Annotated in this window: 15 protein-coding genes and 4 pseudogenes; 8 read left to right on the top strand and 11 right to left on the bottom strand. The window is 45.3% G+C overall.

The annotated features are described in order from the left end of the window. The 5 genes and pseudogenes from K5I40_RS19105 to K5I40_RS19085 form a co-directional block, all read right to left on the bottom strand. Nucleotides 1-750, bottom strand: a pseudogene (locus K5I40_RS19105) (hypothetical protein); the annotation flags it as partial. A 50-nt stretch (nt 751-800) separates the two neighbouring features. Next, nucleotides 801-989: a hypothetical protein gene (locus K5I40_RS19100; protein ID WP_223075285.1), complete on the bottom strand. Its 189-nt coding sequence runs from the start codon at nt 987-989 to the stop codon at nt 801-803. A gap of 926 nt (nt 990-1,915) precedes the next feature. Continuing rightward, nucleotides 1,916-2,254, bottom strand: a complete 339-nt coding sequence (locus tag K5I40_RS19095) for a hypothetical protein (protein WP_223075284.1) — start codon at nt 2,252-2,254, stop codon at nt 1,916-1,918. Between the two features lie 335 nt (nt 2,255-2,589). Further along, a complete protein-coding gene (locus K5I40_RS19090; RefSeq protein WP_223075283.1) occupies nt 2,590-3,000 on the bottom strand; it encodes a hypothetical protein in 411 nt (136 codons plus the stop codon). Between the two features lie 955 nt (nt 3,001-3,955). Beyond that, entirely contained in the window at nt 3,956-4,312 is a 357-nt protein-coding gene (locus K5I40_RS19085) for a hypothetical protein (protein WP_223075282.1), read from the bottom strand. 624 nt (nt 4,313-4,936) lie between these two features. Here K5I40_RS19085 and K5I40_RS19080 point away from each other — a divergent pair. Together K5I40_RS19080 and K5I40_RS19075 are read left to right on the top strand one after the other, a co-directional pair. Further along, on the top strand, nt 4,937-5,302 hold the full coding sequence (locus K5I40_RS19080) for a DUF1870 family protein (RefSeq protein WP_223075281.1): 366 nt from the start codon (nt 4,937-4,939) through the stop codon (nt 5,300-5,302). Nucleotides 5,303-5,314: 12 nt separating this feature from the next. Beyond that, nucleotides 5,315-5,494: a hypothetical protein gene (locus K5I40_RS19075; RefSeq protein WP_223075280.1), complete on the top strand. Its 180-nt coding sequence runs from the start codon at nt 5,315-5,317 to the stop codon at nt 5,492-5,494. 236 nt (nt 5,495-5,730) lie between these two features. Here the strand turns inward: K5I40_RS19075 and K5I40_RS19070 are convergent, their stop codons facing one another. After that, entirely contained in the window at nt 5,731-6,132 is a 402-nt protein-coding gene (locus K5I40_RS19070; RefSeq protein ID WP_223075279.1) for a hypothetical protein, read from the bottom strand. 691 nt (nt 6,133-6,823) lie between these two features. Between K5I40_RS19070 and K5I40_RS19065 the strand changes: the two genes are divergently transcribed. The 6 genes from K5I40_RS19065 (at nt 6,824) to K5I40_RS19040 (ending at nt 14,029) form a co-directional block, all read left to right on the top strand. Continuing rightward, nucleotides 6,824-7,126, top strand: a complete 303-nt coding sequence (locus K5I40_RS19065; RefSeq protein WP_223075294.1) for a hypothetical protein — start codon at nt 6,824-6,826, stop codon at nt 7,124-7,126. A 14-nt stretch (nt 7,127-7,140) separates the two neighbouring features. Next, nucleotides 7,141-7,542, top strand: coding sequence for a hypothetical protein (locus tag K5I40_RS19060; RefSeq protein ID WP_223075278.1), 402 nt, complete (start codon nt 7,141-7,143; stop codon nt 7,540-7,542). A gap of 2,238 nt (nt 7,543-9,780) precedes the next feature. Continuing rightward, entirely contained in the window at nt 9,781-9,978 is a 198-nt protein-coding gene (locus K5I40_RS19055; RefSeq protein WP_223075277.1) for a hypothetical protein, read from the top strand. Between the two features lie 1,645 nt (nt 9,979-11,623). Further along, the gene (locus tag K5I40_RS19050) at nt 11,624-12,070 is read left to right on the top strand and encodes a hypothetical protein (RefSeq protein ID WP_223075276.1); all 447 of its coding nucleotides are present in this window, start codon (nt 11,624-11,626) and stop codon (nt 12,068-12,070) included. Between the two features lie 114 nt (nt 12,071-12,184). Then, on the top strand, nt 12,185-12,400 hold the full coding sequence (locus K5I40_RS19045; RefSeq protein WP_223075275.1) for a hypothetical protein: 216 nt from the start codon (nt 12,185-12,187) through the stop codon (nt 12,398-12,400). 1,230 nt (nt 12,401-13,630) lie between these two features. Beyond that, the gene (locus K5I40_RS19040; protein WP_223075274.1) at nt 13,631-14,029 is read left to right on the top strand and encodes a hypothetical protein; all 399 of its coding nucleotides are present in this window, start codon (nt 13,631-13,633) and stop codon (nt 14,027-14,029) included. A 1,432-nt stretch (nt 14,030-15,461) separates the two neighbouring features. Here the strand turns inward: K5I40_RS19040 and K5I40_RS19035 are convergent. The 5 genes and pseudogenes from K5I40_RS19035 to vapB form a co-directional block, all read right to left on the bottom strand. Then, nucleotides 15,462-15,641: a hypothetical protein gene (locus tag K5I40_RS19035; protein WP_223075273.1), complete on the bottom strand. Its 180-nt coding sequence runs from the start codon at nt 15,639-15,641 to the stop codon at nt 15,462-15,464. A 1-nt stretch (nt 15,642) separates the two neighbouring features. Continuing rightward, the gene (locus tag K5I40_RS19030; RefSeq protein ID WP_223075272.1) at nt 15,643-15,981 is read right to left on the bottom strand and encodes a hypothetical protein; all 339 of its coding nucleotides are present in this window, start codon (nt 15,979-15,981) and stop codon (nt 15,643-15,645) included. Nucleotides 15,982-16,993: 1,012 nt separating this feature from the next. Next, nucleotides 16,994-17,119 (bottom strand): annotated as a pseudogene (locus K5I40_RS19025) (IS30 family transposase); the annotation flags it as partial. A gap of 187 nt (nt 17,120-17,306) precedes the next feature. Next, a pseudogene (locus K5I40_RS19020) lies at nt 17,307-17,536 on the bottom strand (hypothetical protein). Between the two features lie 65 nt (nt 17,537-17,601). Then, nucleotides 17,602-17,832: pseudogene (gene vapB, locus K5I40_RS19015) on the bottom strand (type II toxin-antitoxin system VapB family antitoxin). Between the last annotated feature and the right edge of the window lie 671 nt (nt 17,833-18,503).

Raw genomic sequence — 18,503 nt, 5'->3', positions numbered from 1 at the left:
CAGGGTTGCCGGAGCCACCACATCAGAGGCTTTTGCTGGAGTGGCCTGCTCAGTCAGGTGAGAAGGGGCCACCGGCGCAGCATATGCGGCTTTGGTCAGCGGAGCTGGCGTCGCGGAGGTTGCTTTGGTCAGTGGCGCAGGCGCACTGATAACCGGAGCATTTGGCGCTTTGGACGCAGGTGCAACGTAACCAGCTTTGGTCAGCGGATCCGGGGTGTTGATAACCGGTGCGCTTGGCGCTTTGGCCGGGGTCTGTTGAACCGGCGCTTTAGGCGCTACGTATTCAGGCTTAACAAAAGTCGGGACCTTAGTCGGAGTTGCCTGTGCAACAGCCGTCGGAATTTGTGGTACCAGCTGTGCAGCTGGTGCGCTTGGTGATTTGAACGGGGTAGACTGTGTAACAACAGTCGGCGCGATCAATTTGGTTGGGATAGCAGCCGGAGTCGCTTCAGGTGTTTTGGTTGGAGTAGCAATCGGCGCGGCTGGAACTGCCTCGGGAGCTAAAGCGGGAGCTGGAACAGCCGTAATGCGGTGAGCGGCATCACGTACAGCGGCTTCGATAGACAGATTTTGCAATCGGTCCAACGCCTGCTGGAGTTTGCGGCCTGCATAGTCTTTTTCAGCACCGGTGGCTTTATCGAAAGTTGCCTGTGCCTTATCAACCGCTTGCTGCGCATTGCTAACAGGTGTAGCGAAGGCTGGGGCAGTTAGCGCTGAAAGTACCAGCGCAGCAATTACGTTCTGTTTCATACAATCCTCAAAGGTTTATTGTCGGTTTTTTGTTTGTCGGTTACTAACTTCTAAAGTCCTTGCTTCGCCAGCCACTTTTCAACGGCTTCGGCGACGATCTCCTGCTGTCTACGCCCCAGGGCGGCCGAAGCCACTTTCAGCTTCGTTTTTAACTCTTGTGGCAGTTTCCCGGTAAACACGACCCATTCACTGGAAGCGTTTGCCGATAAGCCCGCCCTTGCTGCGCTTGCATTACTCATAAATGCCTCGTTGGTTCGGGTGGGTATTCTTTTATGGAGCGAAATAAATATTACGCGTAACGTTGTAATGTCATCAAGCGGCTTTTTTGCATAAACAATGCATTCCTTAATAAGCCATTATTTTTGCTTAAAAAAAACTTTAAATTTTTATACAAACTAACGTAAGTTATTGATGTAAGCGGATTTCAAATGAAAGCTCGTATAGATAATTTTGTTAAAAATATGGATTAAATGGCTATTAAGAGAAGAATTGAAATGTTGGTTTAATTTATGTTTTTTAGTATAGATTGCATTAATGGAACAATGATGTTTACAGGTTGAAAACGATTTGATCATTTCGTGCGGAGATGAGTTCAACAGACGAGTAATGGCTCAATCTTGCAGTACGAAAGCAAGCCATCCTCGGGCAGATTCATTCTATCGTTTAAGGGGGGTAACTACTGCGCATCTGATTTTTCATTCATGTGTTTGATACATATGAATAATATTCTTTAAGATGATACGGATTTCGTGCATTGAAAATGAGGGGGTGGAGGTGTGAATTCTGCTCACGCCTGAATAATGGCACGACGAATATATGTCTGCCTGTGTCATAAGACAGGGAACTGATGTTTGTTGGCATAGCGTAGTAGCCAGCATGTCTTTTACAACCCACACGCATGTCCAAGCACGTTCAGTCAATAAGATTGAGCTGACTTATTTTATAAAGTTTATAAACTTCTATCTTTGAGGTTAGGTCTGGATTCACACATTGCACCATAAGGGCGGATAAACATGATGCATGAGGGGAGGGAGGATCATCCCAGCGTCACACCTGACATTGGCAATAATAGAGGCAGGCGTGGGCTTCTAAACAAGAACTCACTTCCAGCATCTTTACAGCGCGATGCAGGGACTTTAAACAGGGGCTTTTGCCCCCGGGTATATCAGTGACGGCTTCTATTGGAGGGGTAGCCAGTAGATTTATAGCTGTAGCTTGAGGGTTTAGGTTTGGAGCTGCCCCAGCCCTTTTTTAGGTTGGAGGTCCATTTGCGCTGTTTCATGGCGCTGGATGCAGGTGGTGCGAGGTTGTAGCTACGAGCAGTCACTGACGGATGCGAAATATTTAGTGGCGCAGGCGTAGATTTGATATCTGATTTGTGAAGATTATCTTCGGCCAGCACTTTCGTCGTATTAGTAAGGTACTTTTCGTTGCTATCATTATTATAACGCCGTACATAGCTGTGCGGATCGCGGGTAAGAATATTGCTGAACAGTTGACCCATCAGCAAGTTTTGCCAGAAACCACTATCATCTCGAACTGCAGTTGACTGCGTGATGTTGGCGCTAATCGGCTGATTTGCAGGCAACTGTACCACAGACGAATAAGGTGCAGGCTGGCCCCGACTTACTGCGTCCTGGTTCGCCTGGTAACGCGCATCATAGCCGCGCGCCTGTAACGGTCATTCTGATACCTTTCATCTTCATTCGCTCCGCTGCACTTATAAAGCAGGAGTGCTATTAGCAGACTCCCGATGGTGTAGCGTTTATTAAATATTAAAGTCATTATTGTTCCTTTTGTCGGTCACTGGTGTTATGCCTCATAAATCAGTCCAGCTTATCAGTCGCTATCGCGGGTCATTACTTTGATGACTTCGGTGTTGTATGTTGTACTTTTAATTTTCACCTGTTCCAGCGTAAGCGAGGAAGGTAACCATCCTCCGAACCCATTCTGCTCCCAGGTATTACCCTTTCCATCCAGGGCCCACACGCCAGAATCACCCTGATAAACTGTCGCGCGCACACTTGTGAATGCTGGCGCCGGAAGGTTGTTTGGGATCAGGGGCAAGCGGCGTGCAATCAAACGATCTACAGAAAGGCCTTCAAAAAGTTCTTTATCTAATCCATAACGCTTGAGCACTTCGCTCATAGCCATTTCCATTTCATCCCGAAATTGCTCCCAGTAACAGTTGGGTATGTGCACACGCAGCCATTCGATGGCCTGACTTGCTTCATGAGTGAGTAAAGACATTTAGAATTCCATCCACGTATAAACGATATCAACGCCGTGGCTGAGTATTGGCTTACAAAGTAATTCGAATAGCCAGTAAAGGGACACAATAGACGCCGCAATAAAGAACGAAGTGGTTTTATGCCCGTGCATAATCCAACAACACACTAACCACATGATTGTCAAGATAATGTAAGTTGTAATAAGTTCGCCGATATTCATTAGTTGCGGGTCGTCAGTTGCCATATTTCATGCACGGTGGAACGACCGCATTATCGCCCACATAGTGACTTATAGTTTGCATCTTGCCGTAACTCGCATAAGTGCTTAAACGAGTGTAGATAATGTTTTTCATGATTTATCCTTTCTTTGTTTATCAAAAAAGATGCTTTCATTTGACGTAAACTGGTTATCCATGATGATTAATGCCCGCCATGTTATTTCCTATATATTTAACAAGTATTTTTCAATGTTTTTGTATTTTTAACAGCGTAGTAACAATTATTTGCCATATGAAATTTTTATTCTTTAATTATCAGTGTGTTGATTAATTCGGCGCGAGCGTAAAAAATTAAGTTTCAGTAATCTTACCGGGGAAAAGTTCGAATTTAAAAATAGCAATGTTCCATGTATTGCATTGAAATGTCATTTATAATGCGTCTTTATTGGAACATAGTAAAAGGGAGTGTTCTTCTACGTCAATAAAATATGTTACTAAAACACTAATGCGTTTGAGTTGGATAAGATTAATGGGCCATGCTCTGAAGAATCTGATGGGTCTGTCTGGAAGTGGTAATGGATCCATTGGCTCGTAATGTGGTGGGATGTTCGATGACACAAACACTGTCGTGCGAGCTGGTACTGGATGCGCTACTGATGGTGGTCTGACGGCGTCAATCTGGGGGCCTGCGACAAGGCCTCACCGGGAAGTAAGACACGTTCTACTTGAGCCCAGTAGTTCCAAAAGTCTGGGGCTTCATTTTCTCTCTGTGTAGGTCAATAACGCAAAAGTCATTACCGTCGAAATGGTGTGGTACTTACCAGCCCCCAGCGCGATGAAAAAGTATGTTTCAGTATCTGGATCGAGTAAGCAGTATCCGCCCTGGCGCTCTGCGCGCTTAATCTGGTCCATCACTCGGTGATCCTTCGCTTGCCTCGCGTCTGCGATAACAGCGCGATCCAGCGCCGGAAAAATTTTGTCAATGGTCACCCGAAGACGTTCTGTAAACCGCTGTATAGCATGTTGGGAGATGCGGTAATGACGGTAAGTAATACCCTCATTAGCCAGCTTCGCTACGATGCCACAGGTGGCTTCCATACGCAGTGTTTCCATATCAAACATCCATTCCTACATGTTCCCTTAAAAACCTATTGTTTATTCTTAGGTCAGCCGCTCAAATAGTCTTCCTGGTGCTGATCAGTGCAGTAACCGATGTTTCAGGAACAGTATTACAGTCACCTTGAACCACAAACTCACCCGTCCTTCATGACACCAGATAGCCTGTCATTGCAGGGGTGGGGAGTGGTAAGCGATTCAAGAATCCCCCAGCCTTTTCTGAAACGCCACAAGCGGTTGGCCACTGCAACCGCGTACGAACTCAACATAATATCAGCTGCTTTTATGCAGTATATGTTAGGGGTTAGATTAACGAAATTCATTGTGTTTTTCGATAGATGAAAAGAACTTTTTAATTTATGTGAATGTCAATATTGTTTACTTAAAGTGTTGTTCCCTATGGGGAACGTTAACGCATGCGATAATTAGCATGGGTGGTATTTACAGGTTGAGTAAAGATATTGTGACATGCCCCATAGAATGGGGCATTACATCCCTTACTTTATTACTTTTATGCTTTGTTCTCTGGTGGTATCATCTAACGAGTACATTTTAATGCTACTCTTTAGACAAATGGTCCCAGCGCGCTTAATCAAAATTGTGGGATGAAATGAGGGAACAATGAACAATTTAGAATTATTGGCCTGTCGCAAGCTTCTATTCCTTGAAGTGAATGAAGCTGCGAAGTTGATAGGCAATGTTGAAGCGCGCACCTGGCGGTACTATGAATCGGGTCGCAGTGGCATCCCTGTAGCTATTCAATCAAAGATGCAGGGGTTATTACAGCGGCGGACTTCTTTACTTGAACAGATGCGTGCTGAGGCGGGTGAATACCGTAAGCAGGGTAATGGCAGGCAGGTCGTGCCTTTTTTTAAGTCATTCGAGCAGTTCCAGCAGGAAACTGGACTGCCGGATTTACTCGAATGGCGTATAGATATGTCTGTCAAAAGCTCACTGTATCTTGAAAACGCAATAGTGCTTTATTAATGGAGGATAATCATGCCCGTTAAAGATTATATTGCCATTCATTATGGTGGCAATCAGTCCCTGTTTGCCAAGGCTCAAGGGACTAACCCGCAAGCGGTTACTCGCTGGATCAAGGAAAATTTCATCGTGGTTCGAGACGTTGTATACAGTCCCCGTCGTCCACTGAAATCGCCGGAAGTGCGCGGGATGTAATGCTTGCTATCAATCCGCTGGAGAACATAATTATGTTCTCGGCGGATGATATTGCCCTCTCAAAAAGATATTCAAAGAACTCTTAACGAGCGCTAAAATTCAGTACCCACGCTATCGTTATGGATGTTGCCAGACTACGGCATCATCCTGATAATCGAGTAGTGCGCGTCAATTAGAACTTCTCTTTAGCACTCTGAAAATTGAGCAGGGGACAGAAATTCGTTGCGTTTCGTAACTTAGTCTTCGTCTTCCATACTGATAGCATCCTTTCCACGATGTCTGTTCAGGCGCCTGGATTCATTTCGTCGCTCGCGGCGCAGTCTTTCTTCTTCTCGCTGTTTTTCTTCTTCTTGTGCCTTGATCCGTTGTCGTTCGCGGATTGGTAGATTCTGAAATGCTTCATCCTCTGCCTGCTTTGCAACTTCTATATCTTTCAGCGCCTGATACATGAGATCAAGGATGCCAATGGATTTAGGAACTCGCTTTTCCCAGCGCTCAGGTGTGGTGCGGCTAACGCCAGCAATCCTGCAAAGTTGGGTAATATTTGTACCCGCTTCTTTGGCTCGCTGCTTAATCGACTCGACACGGCGATAAAACTCCGCCTCAAAGGTGGTGTCATCCCCAGGGGTGCTTTCCATGGTGTCTTATTCCTCTTGGTTGGTCGATTCCTTTTTTACCATTTTTGCTGCATTTTATCTAGTGATATAGGTTAATTTTCTGTAAAAATATTTTTTGATTGGTGCCGTTGTCACGAGAAAAGATGAGGAATTTTATATCAATTAAATATGTTTAAAATATTAGGTTATAGAAATGCCTCTGTTTTTAAAGAGGAATAAAGGGCGTTGGTATATCAATAGATGTTTGCTACCTCTTAATTGGCATAAATAAATCTTATCTATTTCTTTATAAATAGTCAGGATATGTAACGGAAATGTCTGAACTGCGGGAAGTTGCAACCGTTTCAATGGTTGTTGAAAGGGTAAACAAAATTCGCTGAAGTAGGTTAAGGAACAAAATAATGATGCAAAATACTGTCATGTTAATGAGTTGAGTTGAGAAATTTATACATTTCTCACATCCTCTCAAAAATTAATGATGAAAGCGTGATTGCTGGCGAGAAAGAGGTTAATGATTCAATCTGGGCGCTAAAAAATCCAATGGCCGTCTAAACATTTTTTATTATCCTTTTCAATGCCTGTTTTTCTCTTGTGTTGGTTAGATATGGTTAATAGTGGATTAATCTGATCAGCTTTTTTGACTAATATCAACTTTCCCTGATGAGCGCTGACTTACATTGCAGCGGTCACAAACCGACAAACAGGAACCACAATGAAATGCAAATTTGCCCCACTGGTGGCCATAGTGCTGCTGGCTGGCTGTACTTCCTCTGCTGAACGTATGTATGAATGCGAAGCGCAAGGCGTGAGTCGTGACGCCTGCTATGTTGCGGAACAAAACCGGAAGGCCAACATTAACAGTGCTGCAGAGAAACAGGCCATGGAAAACGCTTCTGACCTTTACGGACCGAAAGGCACTGAAACTTACGGAAAGAAACAGCAACAGCGAGAGCATCACCAACATCGCCAGGCGAATGATGATGACAACTACGATAACGATAACGATCAATGGTAACTAGGGGAATCCATATGAAAGCTAAATATATTATGACTTGCTTCGCTGCAGCGCTGACCATCACCGCAATTTCTCCAGCACATGCGATCAGCGAAGCATACCGCCGCCAATTGCAACGCGAGCACAAAACCCAGCAGGATGACGTGAACAGTAACCATACCGCGCCGACAAAGGGTAATAATAAAGGTCTGCACACTTATTCTGACAGCATTATCGAAGTTCAGGCCGACGCGAAATGTAACGTTAAGAAGGTGAATGGTTTTGCTCCGAAAGGAATCAAGCACGTTAAGTCCGATATGGCAGAAGTCAAGACCGCTATGGGCGCGACAATTTCCGTGTTGAAAAACCCGGATGGTTCCTGCGACATGACCTGGATGGATAAGGACAACAATTCTGGCATCCTGAAAGCGCAATAACGACTCCACGAAATGCCCTGATTGAGGGACGATGTAGTCAAAGCGGTCTAAAGGCCGCTTTTTTTAAGTCTTGAGCTCTGACAGAGACTTATTCGAGGAATGTAATTCTAGAATGAAATAATCGATATTTTTGTTCATTATATCAATTGCATTTTTATTACCCATTACAACAGGACTGCGTTGCCTTTACTACTGATATGATGTCAAAGTAAGACATGCTATTCTGGCTAAAACTCTCTCAAATTATTCTTATTACGCATTCGTAAGTCGGAGTTAAATACATCAGGTCGCTGTTTTAAGAGAATTTACCAATCTGACGCTTAGACACTTCGCTAGAACTCAAAAGCGCAATCCGAAATACTGATCATACGGTCGTAAATTGGTTTTAAAACTGTTGATAATCGCATATATGATAATTAGTCATGTTTCCTCCGCTTCTGATATATCATTAAGAGTTAATATTCGGGTGTTACTTATTAACTTGATACATTTTAGTGTCTCTATCCTTTTCTGATTTGCCTTTTCATCCCCGTTTATTATAATTAATCTTATAAATAATTAAGTATGTCACTGCTTTTATTGATAGAGTCAGTGTTGTTGTTTTAATTGATGTCTGGAGCACAGAAGTATGAACTACGCAATTAATTATCAGAATGTAAGGCAGAATTTTCAAGGTGAAATTTCCTGTTTTCCATGACGTGATGGTGTTATCAGACATCACAGAACCGCCTGAAAGCTATACCTATGGCACATCATTAACCAAATTAATGAACTAAATGTAAACAGGCAGGAAGGTTACACTTTCGTAGTTAAAAGGACCCGCAAAGATAAGTTTATTGCCTACTAAGTGTGCAATCGCATGTCAGTAGGTGCCTACGAATTTGCGCTGTTTCGATCGTGCAGACGAAGCAGGATAAAGGGGGCGAGTTACAAGTAGGAAAGGATAATCGAGGAACATAAATTAATTCAAAGTCAGGATCCTATACAATGCACGCCATAGGAATACACATTCCCAAAAAACAGAGTAATCGCTTCAGGTGGGTTTCCTGGGATTGTATTTTACGCTATAGTTTGCCCCGCATGCGTTGGTTCCTTGTCGGTTACTGGCTTGTGTAGAGGCCCCGCATTTGTGCGGGGCCTTTTCATTTGCGTGGCAACTTTAAGTATTTAAGAGTACTGGGTTTTAGGACTGGTTTAGAGCCAATTGAGTAAGATGCTTTTTTTCCTATGGTTACGATACCTACACTCTCTGTGCTGATGTTGTTGTAAAAACTGAACGCAGCCATATTTATTATCGCTTTAGGGCAGTTTGGTTTCGGCACATTGCTGATATCGTGCCGCATAACCGTTTCAGGAAGCTTTCTAAAACATATTTTCGCTCCGGGCTAGTCACTATCATTTTTCTCAGCCTGCGGCCCAGTATCCGGGCGTGCTTCGTTGTTTCATGTTAACCAGGCTGAAATGTTATTCTGTCAAGGGTTGCAATTATACTATCAACGTACGCAAATTAGCGCTTCAACCAGTCCTCGGCATACAGGCTTTGTAGTTGCATGTATCGCGCGCGAGAAGTGTTACATTTCTGAACTGGCCCGCCCACCGAGGCATCGGATTTCTCCTAAAGCATGTAGCGTGTATGTTGGCGAAAATGACCGCTAAGCCGCACTGTGCTTGGGTAGCATAAATATAGCTATTTATAGAGCTATTTTTTTGTGATCGTGATCAAAACATTAGCTCAAATCGTGCCTCAATATTAGTAACGAATAATTGAAACAGCATTTTGATTGTGCAAAACATTTTTTTCATTGCTTTGTTAACGTTTTATCAACCCACCGTTGATGGCGGGTTTTTAGGATTGCAACATGCGCATAAGCTGGACAGTTGTCTATAACGCTGACGCTGTGAGCATGCACCGCTGGAACCTAATCGGCATCAAGTACCAATAGATGCCCTATCTTTTCATGGTGAAGCCACCGCGACGGCTTAAATTGAGAGCGCTAATAGGCAAATGGCTTGCATGTTTATGAGCAAATAACCACAGACACAGGAACGAGGGCTATGAAAATATTGTTGGTGATAGGCGTGGTAATGGCGCTAGCCAGCTGTACTTAATCGTCGGCAAGAATGTACGAATGCGAATTACAGGGTATTAGTCGTGATGCGTGCTATGGGCCGAAAGGTACCGAAACGAACAAGCATCACAAACACTACTATGACAATTACGGCGACGAGTAATTTACCGTGCAAACAGTCAATCACGCAACTGCCGCGCGTGTAATCGCGGCGCTGCTTGCGAACGTCGATAAATACGGCGTACCTGTGCAAATTGTAAACCCTGGCCGCCACCGTGCTGTGTTGATCAATATTGATACCTGGCGGCAACTGTGTGAAGCCCTGAACATTCCCGACGAGACACAAGAACATGAGTACGATTTTTAAAGTTGTTACTACTGCTGCGACATTTGCGCTTATCGTAGCGATGGTGTCGCCCGCACATGCGATTTGCCCGGCCCCACCGCTAGAGCAGGAGTGAACTATACGTACATGGATACCGCACATGTGCAGAACGTACCGCCAGAATGTTTAAATTTTTCATGTACTGGTCTATTGATGCACTGCATGATGATTTAATGCGCAAGAAGCGGCAAGCTGGGGTCGGTAATGGCAGTATGAAATTATGCGGCCCAGAAACCGGCAAAATGGTCACACCCATAATTTATATAGTTGAATGCGCACACTCACCCACCACGACGCGGGGCGCTCACTGCCTGCATTAATGCAATACGTTGCCGATTCAGGTCAGGCAGTGAAGATTATCAGGATGGCGCGTGCGTCCTAATCGGATTCGCCCGACTTGAGTCGATAACCCAGCAACTACGGAAACTTACCGCCGCGCTGGACGGCTTAGACGAACCCACCCGTAGAGAGATATACAAAGCGTTAGCCCGTAAAGATTGATATAAGATGCACGTAATGAGATGTAAACAATGAAAGATGTTGTGCCTGCAGAGCACGTTTATCAGAAAATCCGCTCTGGTTATTGAATTCTTGAAATATATTATTTTAATAACAACGGATATGCATAGTATATACCATAGATATCAATCAAGAGTTTAACGATGGCTTTATATGCGATAGCGCATGAAAAGGATGACGTTAGTAAACTATGAAGGCTTACAACCACGAATTTGGTTATGATGTTTCCTGTGTAGGATTAGAATATTCATAAAAGTATTTAAGTTTTAGTGCGTTTTTGGGGATTGGAGCGTTTGCCGTTATAGCTATTGAGCTATGACGACACATGCTTCGTGTAGTATGTTGTCGACATGATATTCACATGCGACAGACAGGCCCGCATTATGATATCCCTTGAGCTCCCAATTTGAGCAAACCGCCTGTAGTTTTAACCGCAATACAGGACAAAGGTAACGGCGCGCCATTAAAGACAACACGAGCAGAAAAGGAATCACAATGCGTCCCAAACTTCTCCGCAACCTTATCAGCCCAGACCTTCCGCCCCGCTTTGCTGATCTTTTTACCGTATGCCGCTCTATGGTCATGACAGTATACTACCAAGCGAGCGTAGCGTTATGGATTATCGAAGCGGGCCAGGATGCTAAATATTAAGTTTCAGCATAAATAAAGATATATAAAAATTATCTTATATATTCAAAAAATATCTATCTTCAAGAATAATGAAGAAATGATTATCGCAAAAGATTGGAAACTCTTAGTGAAAGCACTGGATGGCAGCAGCAAAGAAGAAGCGATAAAGACGACTGTCTCATACAGGCCATTCGCCTTTCCACAACTTACCCTATCGAGTTTGTCGAAGTGAAGAAGAGCGGCGACATTAACCTGGTTTGATAGTTAATAAGTACAACGCCATATTAAGCGCGCAAAAGAGTAGCGGTAAACCAGGAGCACGCAGAGTATAAAGCTGAGAGCCATCTATACCAGGCCGCAAAGGCGAATTCAAGCCCTCCAATTGCGCGAGATTAGGTTATAGCGCGGCGGAATAAGCGTGCCGGAGGGGCAGGCATCGACGCCGCGAATGCGGGGTAATTAACATAGGCACAGGAAAATGAGCATTAAACCAACTATCAAGCAGACAGTGCTGGCCGTCGTCCTTCTGATAAGCACTGGCGCGCATGCGCACCAGTACACTGAGCAGATCGTCAGCTGGACAACACGCCTCAAGAGCGCGGAAAAAACTATTCGCGATGTGCAATGCAGCCTAAACGACCTTGACCATCTGACGACTTGCAAACCGGCGAACACGGCTCAAGCAGTTGCCCGCCTTCTGGCCACTATAAAGCCCGATGCCAGCGATGCAGATGCGCGAGAAATGTTTAAAATCGCCGATAAGGTTATGAGCCTGACCGACGACGAAGAAGATTATAAGCGCATGTATGCCGAGCTAACCCCGGAGAATAGCACACCGATGAAAGAGGCTGCGTTAAACCGGGGCTTAAACGAGCTTATGCGCCTGAGCTACGAGCTCGGGTCAACTAGTTTAGGAGAAGAGTAGAGTGGGCTTTGCCGACGATATATTGCAGACGGCAGCCCGGCCACGGCGGCCCATACCAGGAGTGACGATTTCCGCAACGCGCCGTTAGATTTTCAGCTTTGAGGAGCTACCAGCATGGCATACGAAACCGAAAACTTACGCCGTAAGATCCGCGAAGCGGCAGAGCTTGCAATTGCCGCCGTCGCCGTGAACATTTATCCGGACACGGAAGCGCACCGTGTGGAGCAACTGAAGTCAATCACCGACAAGCTGACCCCGTATGATTGGCTTGAACTACTTAAAGACGGGAATAGCGTTAAGTGCTCACATAAGGTCACAGCTGAATGCTAAGGTAGGAACGTGCATACCTTTAATAAGAACAGTAACCAGGCGGCAGAATAACGCCCATAAAAAGCCCTCCATGCCGCGACGCATGGAGGGCCACACAACCACAGACACAGGAATTTGTTTGCAGTCGATGTACAAATGATATCACTGAATGAAATTAAGTTTTAACAAAAACGATCATTTTTGCTCTCTTCCGCAAGATCCCTCCATAAAAATAAGTGCATAGGTATTATAAACACTCTTCAGAATGAATTTTGATGAAGCGATATTGAGCACATCGAAAATATACTAGCCATAGCAGGCAGTCGAAATGACGGTTACTTTGCAACAAAGAAGGCTTTATTTCTTGATTCCATATCAACATTACCGATGTTAGCGATTCCAGGCGTCTTACACATGAACGCACACAGATCTTAAAGACTATATGAGGAGAAGAATGACGCTGAAGATGTCGTAGCAATTGAGGCCGCTCACAGATTATCACCGGAGCAGGTATAGAAACGGCAGAGAGTAGGGATGATAGGGCGCAATTCGCTCTAATGATACCGAAGATCAAGACAGACGAAGAACAGCCTAGGCAACCGGCGAAGCGTGAGCAGACAATAGACGAGCGCACTAAACGAACAGGACCTGCTGAACTATCCAACATTTGGGTTAGTACATTTTTAAAGGAATAAAGTCCACAATAAGTCTCTTTCGCGCCAGCCTTCCGGAGTCCTTCGCCCTCGAATCCAGGAGAAGAGTCGCCGCCGGTGAGCGTACAAGACCGATGACGGCAGAGGAGCGCCAGTTCCTGGACCAGCGCCGCACGATAGTTCGCCAGCACGCATCGTTACGCTATGCCGACCAGATCTTCGCACCTGCTTTGGTATAAATCGCGACGCTCAGACATCAGAACACAGCGCATAGTAAGCAGAATATGCGAAATTTTGATTGGAATGATATCAAGCTCTCAGTAAATAGAATTACATCAACCAACTATAACTCAAGCAGTAGCCAGCAAATAGTTAATGATATTATGACATCAGTCAAAGCTCCACAATCCCATTAGTGTAAAGTAAAAAAATGTAAACAGAAAGATACACTCTATCACATACCAGAAGCGCGGCATGCGCCATGGCCTTTTTTGAAATCGATCTTTATTGACGATCCAATATAAATACACCACCCACCAAAGGTACGCGACACCTACGGCGGGATATAAACAAAGCAGCAGACACAGGAACACCTAAGATGAAGGCATTCATTATTGCCTCAGTAGCAGCATTATTAGCACTGTCAGCACAAGCCAATGTGCACCGGTCAGCAACAGCACTTTATGAGCAGATCGCAAACCGTTGCATGTACATCGCGGCAACCCGCACTCCAGCGGACACGCCGGAGGCGGATTTAACCCACGCGGCGATGTTGTGCGTGAACGGAGCGGAACACGCGATAAACAATAGCGAGTTAATTGAAGCCTACCAGCGGAACACTCTGGCGGAAGATGTGGAGCAGGCTACCGACCAGCCAGCTGCCAACCGTGCCCAGTTATTCCTTGACGCTTACGACGCGGGGCAGGTGATAGGCCGCGGCTATATTGAGCCGAACGGTGACGACGACGAAATCTATGACGAGAAAGGTCATTATTAACCAATATAGGCACAGGAAACGAACGATGAAACGCATTCTTTTAGCCGCAGCCCAGGTAACATTTATGGCTCCGGCAGCACAGGCAGAACTGGTGGACAGCAAATGATCGCACTTATTATCACCTTATGCTTTACTGTGAGCGGACTATGCGTCGTTGTTGTGAAACTGGCGAACCGCAACGAAGAATTATACGATCGTATTCAGAAACTGGATCAACGCGAGCGTGATCGGCAGGCCCTAACCCGAACAGAGATTTAAAAATTGGGTGATATTTGGGACAATAATATTCCCTCTTACCCGGCTTTTGCCTGAACCTAAGTAAGCACGTTATAAGCGTAAGTTTCGACTTGCACAGAGCAATGCTTTAACTGAGCTAGTGGCGTGAAAAGGGGGATATAGGGCTTGTCATATTCTCAATATCTTATGAAATTAGGCAACAAAGGCCAAAAATATTTATATCCGCAGTAGGCTAAACGTAGAGTTCAACCGTACCATGTACGGCTCGATCGCACGTTGCAGTAGGCCGATAAAGAAGCCGAGCTTATGTCTGTGATACCTGATTAATCCCCTTCAACGGCAACAAGCCTTATCCAGTTATGGCAAGGTTTTTTATGTTTCTGCTTACACTTAGGTTTTATGCGCTGTTGCAGGCTGTACTGGTAACGAAGGAATAAGCCCCCGGCAGGGCCACCTGCGTGAGACCATCACTATTAGCGATGCTTGCCCTTCGCCTTCCAGATTATGCAGAGTGGGGTAAAACCTCAAGAGCTGGAACTGGTAATACGTGCTGCTCGTTTAACCGGAACCCTCCGGTTGCATCACAGGATACATCCCGATTAAGACATACCTTTCCGATGGGCATTAAAAAAACGCCGGTTGATGCGGCGGGAAGAACAATAGAAAAGTGCACTGTTTCTGCTATGGTGGCGCGCTTCTGCGCAGTCAATGTGTGCAGATGCGTTTCACGAACTGGTCCTGCACCATTGCCTGCGGGTGGCTCAGCGTCATGATTACCTTAACATAGCGGGGTCTTTAACGGTTATGCTCAGTCCTCAGTATTTAAAATCTATCGGGGCATTTCTAAACGACTCGTAAATCAAATCGCTCGGCGCTGGTGAGATCTTCGCATAACGCCTGGTTAAACTCCACATTGCCGCTTTCGATATGGGTATCTAATACTTTATTGTCGCGTTGCATGTGAATTGTGCTAATTTGCCCGGCGTACTGCTCAGGCGTTTATAACATCGTCCCTATTCATCATGTATGTCTTGAGGGTATCCCATAAAAATAATTCCGTGTCGGGCAATCTTCATCGACTCAGCACGGGTGATGGCATGTTTAATGCCACAACCCTCTAATGCGAGGGCATTAGTAATCATGGTATTCCTTCTTATGGTTTCCTTTTGGAAAGAAAAACTCGCACCGCATGCTGTTATTCTTTGAGCGGTTCTCGACGTGTCTTGCTTCGGCTGAGCGTCGCCGCTTCTTCCTGCTTTAGATGGTAATCGGCAACCTTATAAGCGAAGGCCCAGAAGTCACGATCTGCAGTTAACTGCTCTACCTGTTCACGCAGTCGCGCTAGTTCTTGCTCCAGTTCTTTTTCGTTCTGCATATTAGAAGTCTGGCTCGAAACTAAGGAAGACCAGACAAAACATCAGGAAGACAGACCAGGTGAAGAACCAATCTTTCACAAGACCCTTAGTCTTTGCCACATTTATCTTCTCGATCAAATAGCGGTTTTCTTCGTCCTCGCCATGCGGCGCTCTGTCGTACGCAGACAGAATCTGATTCACCGTGCGTAAGTCGCCGCTGGCCTTAAGACGCTTGTCCAGTTCACAATACGCAGCGGCCCGGCGCTTATTGATGCGGCAAACATGGACAAACGCACCAAACGCAGGTGGAATAATCCACGCTAAAAGAAGCACTAAGCGTGAGATAACCAGATACCCCATATCTAAACCCTTTAAAACAGTAATTTATATCGTATCTTTCCATGAGTATTGGAGATACCCCTGCTTGACATCAACCGACGTGAAGCGCTTCAAAGTAGCGCGGTTGCAGCGGATATCGTGCATGTGCTCGATGATTTAATAATTGCCCCTGCAATGACGCGCCAGAGATGCCCGCATTCCTCGTGGAAGTTGGCGGTAACCTTTCTTGCGAAATCAATTATTAAGGTGACGCTTGTCGTGCGGCGATGTCCTCAGAGGTCAGGGTGGCCCCCCTGCGCCACGGTTTTCCGCGTTTTTGTACCTTCTCCGGCGTGCTGGCCATAGTTGCTCGTTGTCTTCGTTGTTAATGACGTGAATATCCAATTTTATAGGATCAGTAATTTTGATATCCGTCACGTTTAACGCTTTTAGTTAACTATTACTCTCGTTTAAGACTTATCTAATCATTAATAAGTAAGGGCTAAGTAGCCAGAAACATGCCTGCAAGTTAGCATTCTACGAAAAGTGGTTCCCGCCTGATTGTTTACGATCATCGATATCGACTGGCTTATCCTTCGGGGTTTACTTGCCAGAGGATAATCATGGGCAAAAATAATTGCCCTTTATGAAAGCGTTATCAAAGACGGCGGGTTCCGGAACACCGCGCAGCAGGTCGTATGGCGCAGTCGATCCTGATTTCCCACTGGCTACAAGTGTTCGGGGCCTCGCTGCCCTTCGTTGACTTTATCGCCGATGAATCTTTGCCGCCTCTGTAACTGGAGGCTATAACATCCCACGGTTTAGTATCCAGTTCTGGGTAATCGCCTATATGCGGAAAGGTCCCTACCGAAAGGGCAGGGCAAGTTGCGTCGCATACGAAGCATCGTTCTTTAACTTCGGCGGCATAGAGCTAAAAACTTCACTCTTGTATCTAACAGTTAGTGGTAATCAACTACCACCACTGAAGCAAAGTGAGCCGCGCTTCACCTTGAAGGTCAGAGATGTTGAAAGCACTGAACATTAGCGGGTGTCACTTCTGAACAGGGACACGGTATGCACCACTCTGAGGGATAGTGGGCATGATAGAAGAATACTATCTGTCGAACATTCTGGCGATATCATGCATAGAATCACCTTGCCTATATCTGTCCCGGATAATCGCTTACTGTTCCGGTGAGTAGTTAATCCGGGTTCTTCGTTTCATGGCAATGTTCTCCCTGATTAAGAATAGCGTTGCATCTACCCGTTGAACCCACAGCACATAGCGGACATTTCGATCTTTAAGATTCTTTCCGCCGTCAGTTACTCGAGTCTTCCAGAGACAAGCCAGGCATACGCTCAAACTGTCACAGAATATTTGGCACGAGTTCGGCGCTGGCAGCGATGGCATGTCCGGCAACCACCGCGTCGCGATGCCTGCGAGGATTGCATCGAGACGGCCACAGAAAGCTTTGACAAGCAGGCTGTGGCGGAGGGATACCTTCTTTCCGATCGCACCTTAACGCACTTCGGCATAGATGATGGCCGAAATCACGATGCGATGATTGCGCAGTACTACCTGCTCTAGCCGTTGAATGACAGCTTACGGGTACTCACGCATGATGAACGAGCAAATGTTGGTGTCCAACATATAGGTCTTGATTACAGGTCAAACCGATCTTCATCGCTGACAACATCACTACGCTTGACCATAAAGTCCTGGTAGGCTTTTCGAGCTGAGTAAGCGAACCCCATGTTGGGCGAACGGGACGAAGGATTATGTTTTAACCTTCACGGACGATTTCCAGTTAACGCACCCCGCTCAAAATCCAATTCGTGGGGCAGCCGAATGACGCGATTATTGCCGTTTTCGAATATTGATACGGTTCTCATATTATTTCTCCTGAATGGCTGGCTTAAAAGCACTTGTTAAGTATGTGCAGATGTGGGGCATACATGTAAATGTGATATTCACGGAACGTTGAAACATGCACATAAGAGACACACAAATATGCTTTGCATACCTTAATTAATTTTTTCTTCATCTGAGGCCTGAGTAATCAGAGTCGACTGTTTCTCAAAAAAGTGCTGGGGGCTTTGAAATCGCTCTGAAGGAAAAACTTTAGAGACTGATTTAGTAGCAAATTTTCTTAACGAGTAAAAACGGAAGGCAGACTATTGATGACACTGTGAAGCGCATGAAGTCGGAAGCAGCATAATAGATGAATTTTCTGTGAAATAGGTTAGTTATTTTTTAAAAGAAAGAAAGAGCCCATGTATACCATGGGCTCTTTCTAAGATGCCTCGATTATTCTATCCAACTGTTGGTGGCCAGCACATTAACCAACTCGAGACCATCTGCTTGACTAGACACCTACAGAATAACCTATAAGCTGCAGTAAAACAAGGATATGAGGGCTATTGTTAATCCTATGCAGTAATGTCCAATATGGACTTTGAGCCGTAATAAATAGACGGAAAACTATCAAAGATGGACTGTGGACCGTAACTTCGGGGCAGTCAAACATCAGAGGTCAACAGTAAACTGTAATTACTGGGCGGTT

The organism is Leclercia sp. LTM14, from assembly GCF_023736175.1.
Taxonomy (GTDB): Bacteria; Pseudomonadota; Gammaproteobacteria; order Enterobacterales; family Enterobacteriaceae; genus Enterobacter; species Enterobacter barmai.
The sequence above is the reverse complement of the archived record's forward strand: the minus strand, read 5'-3'. Positions and strand labels throughout refer to the sequence as shown.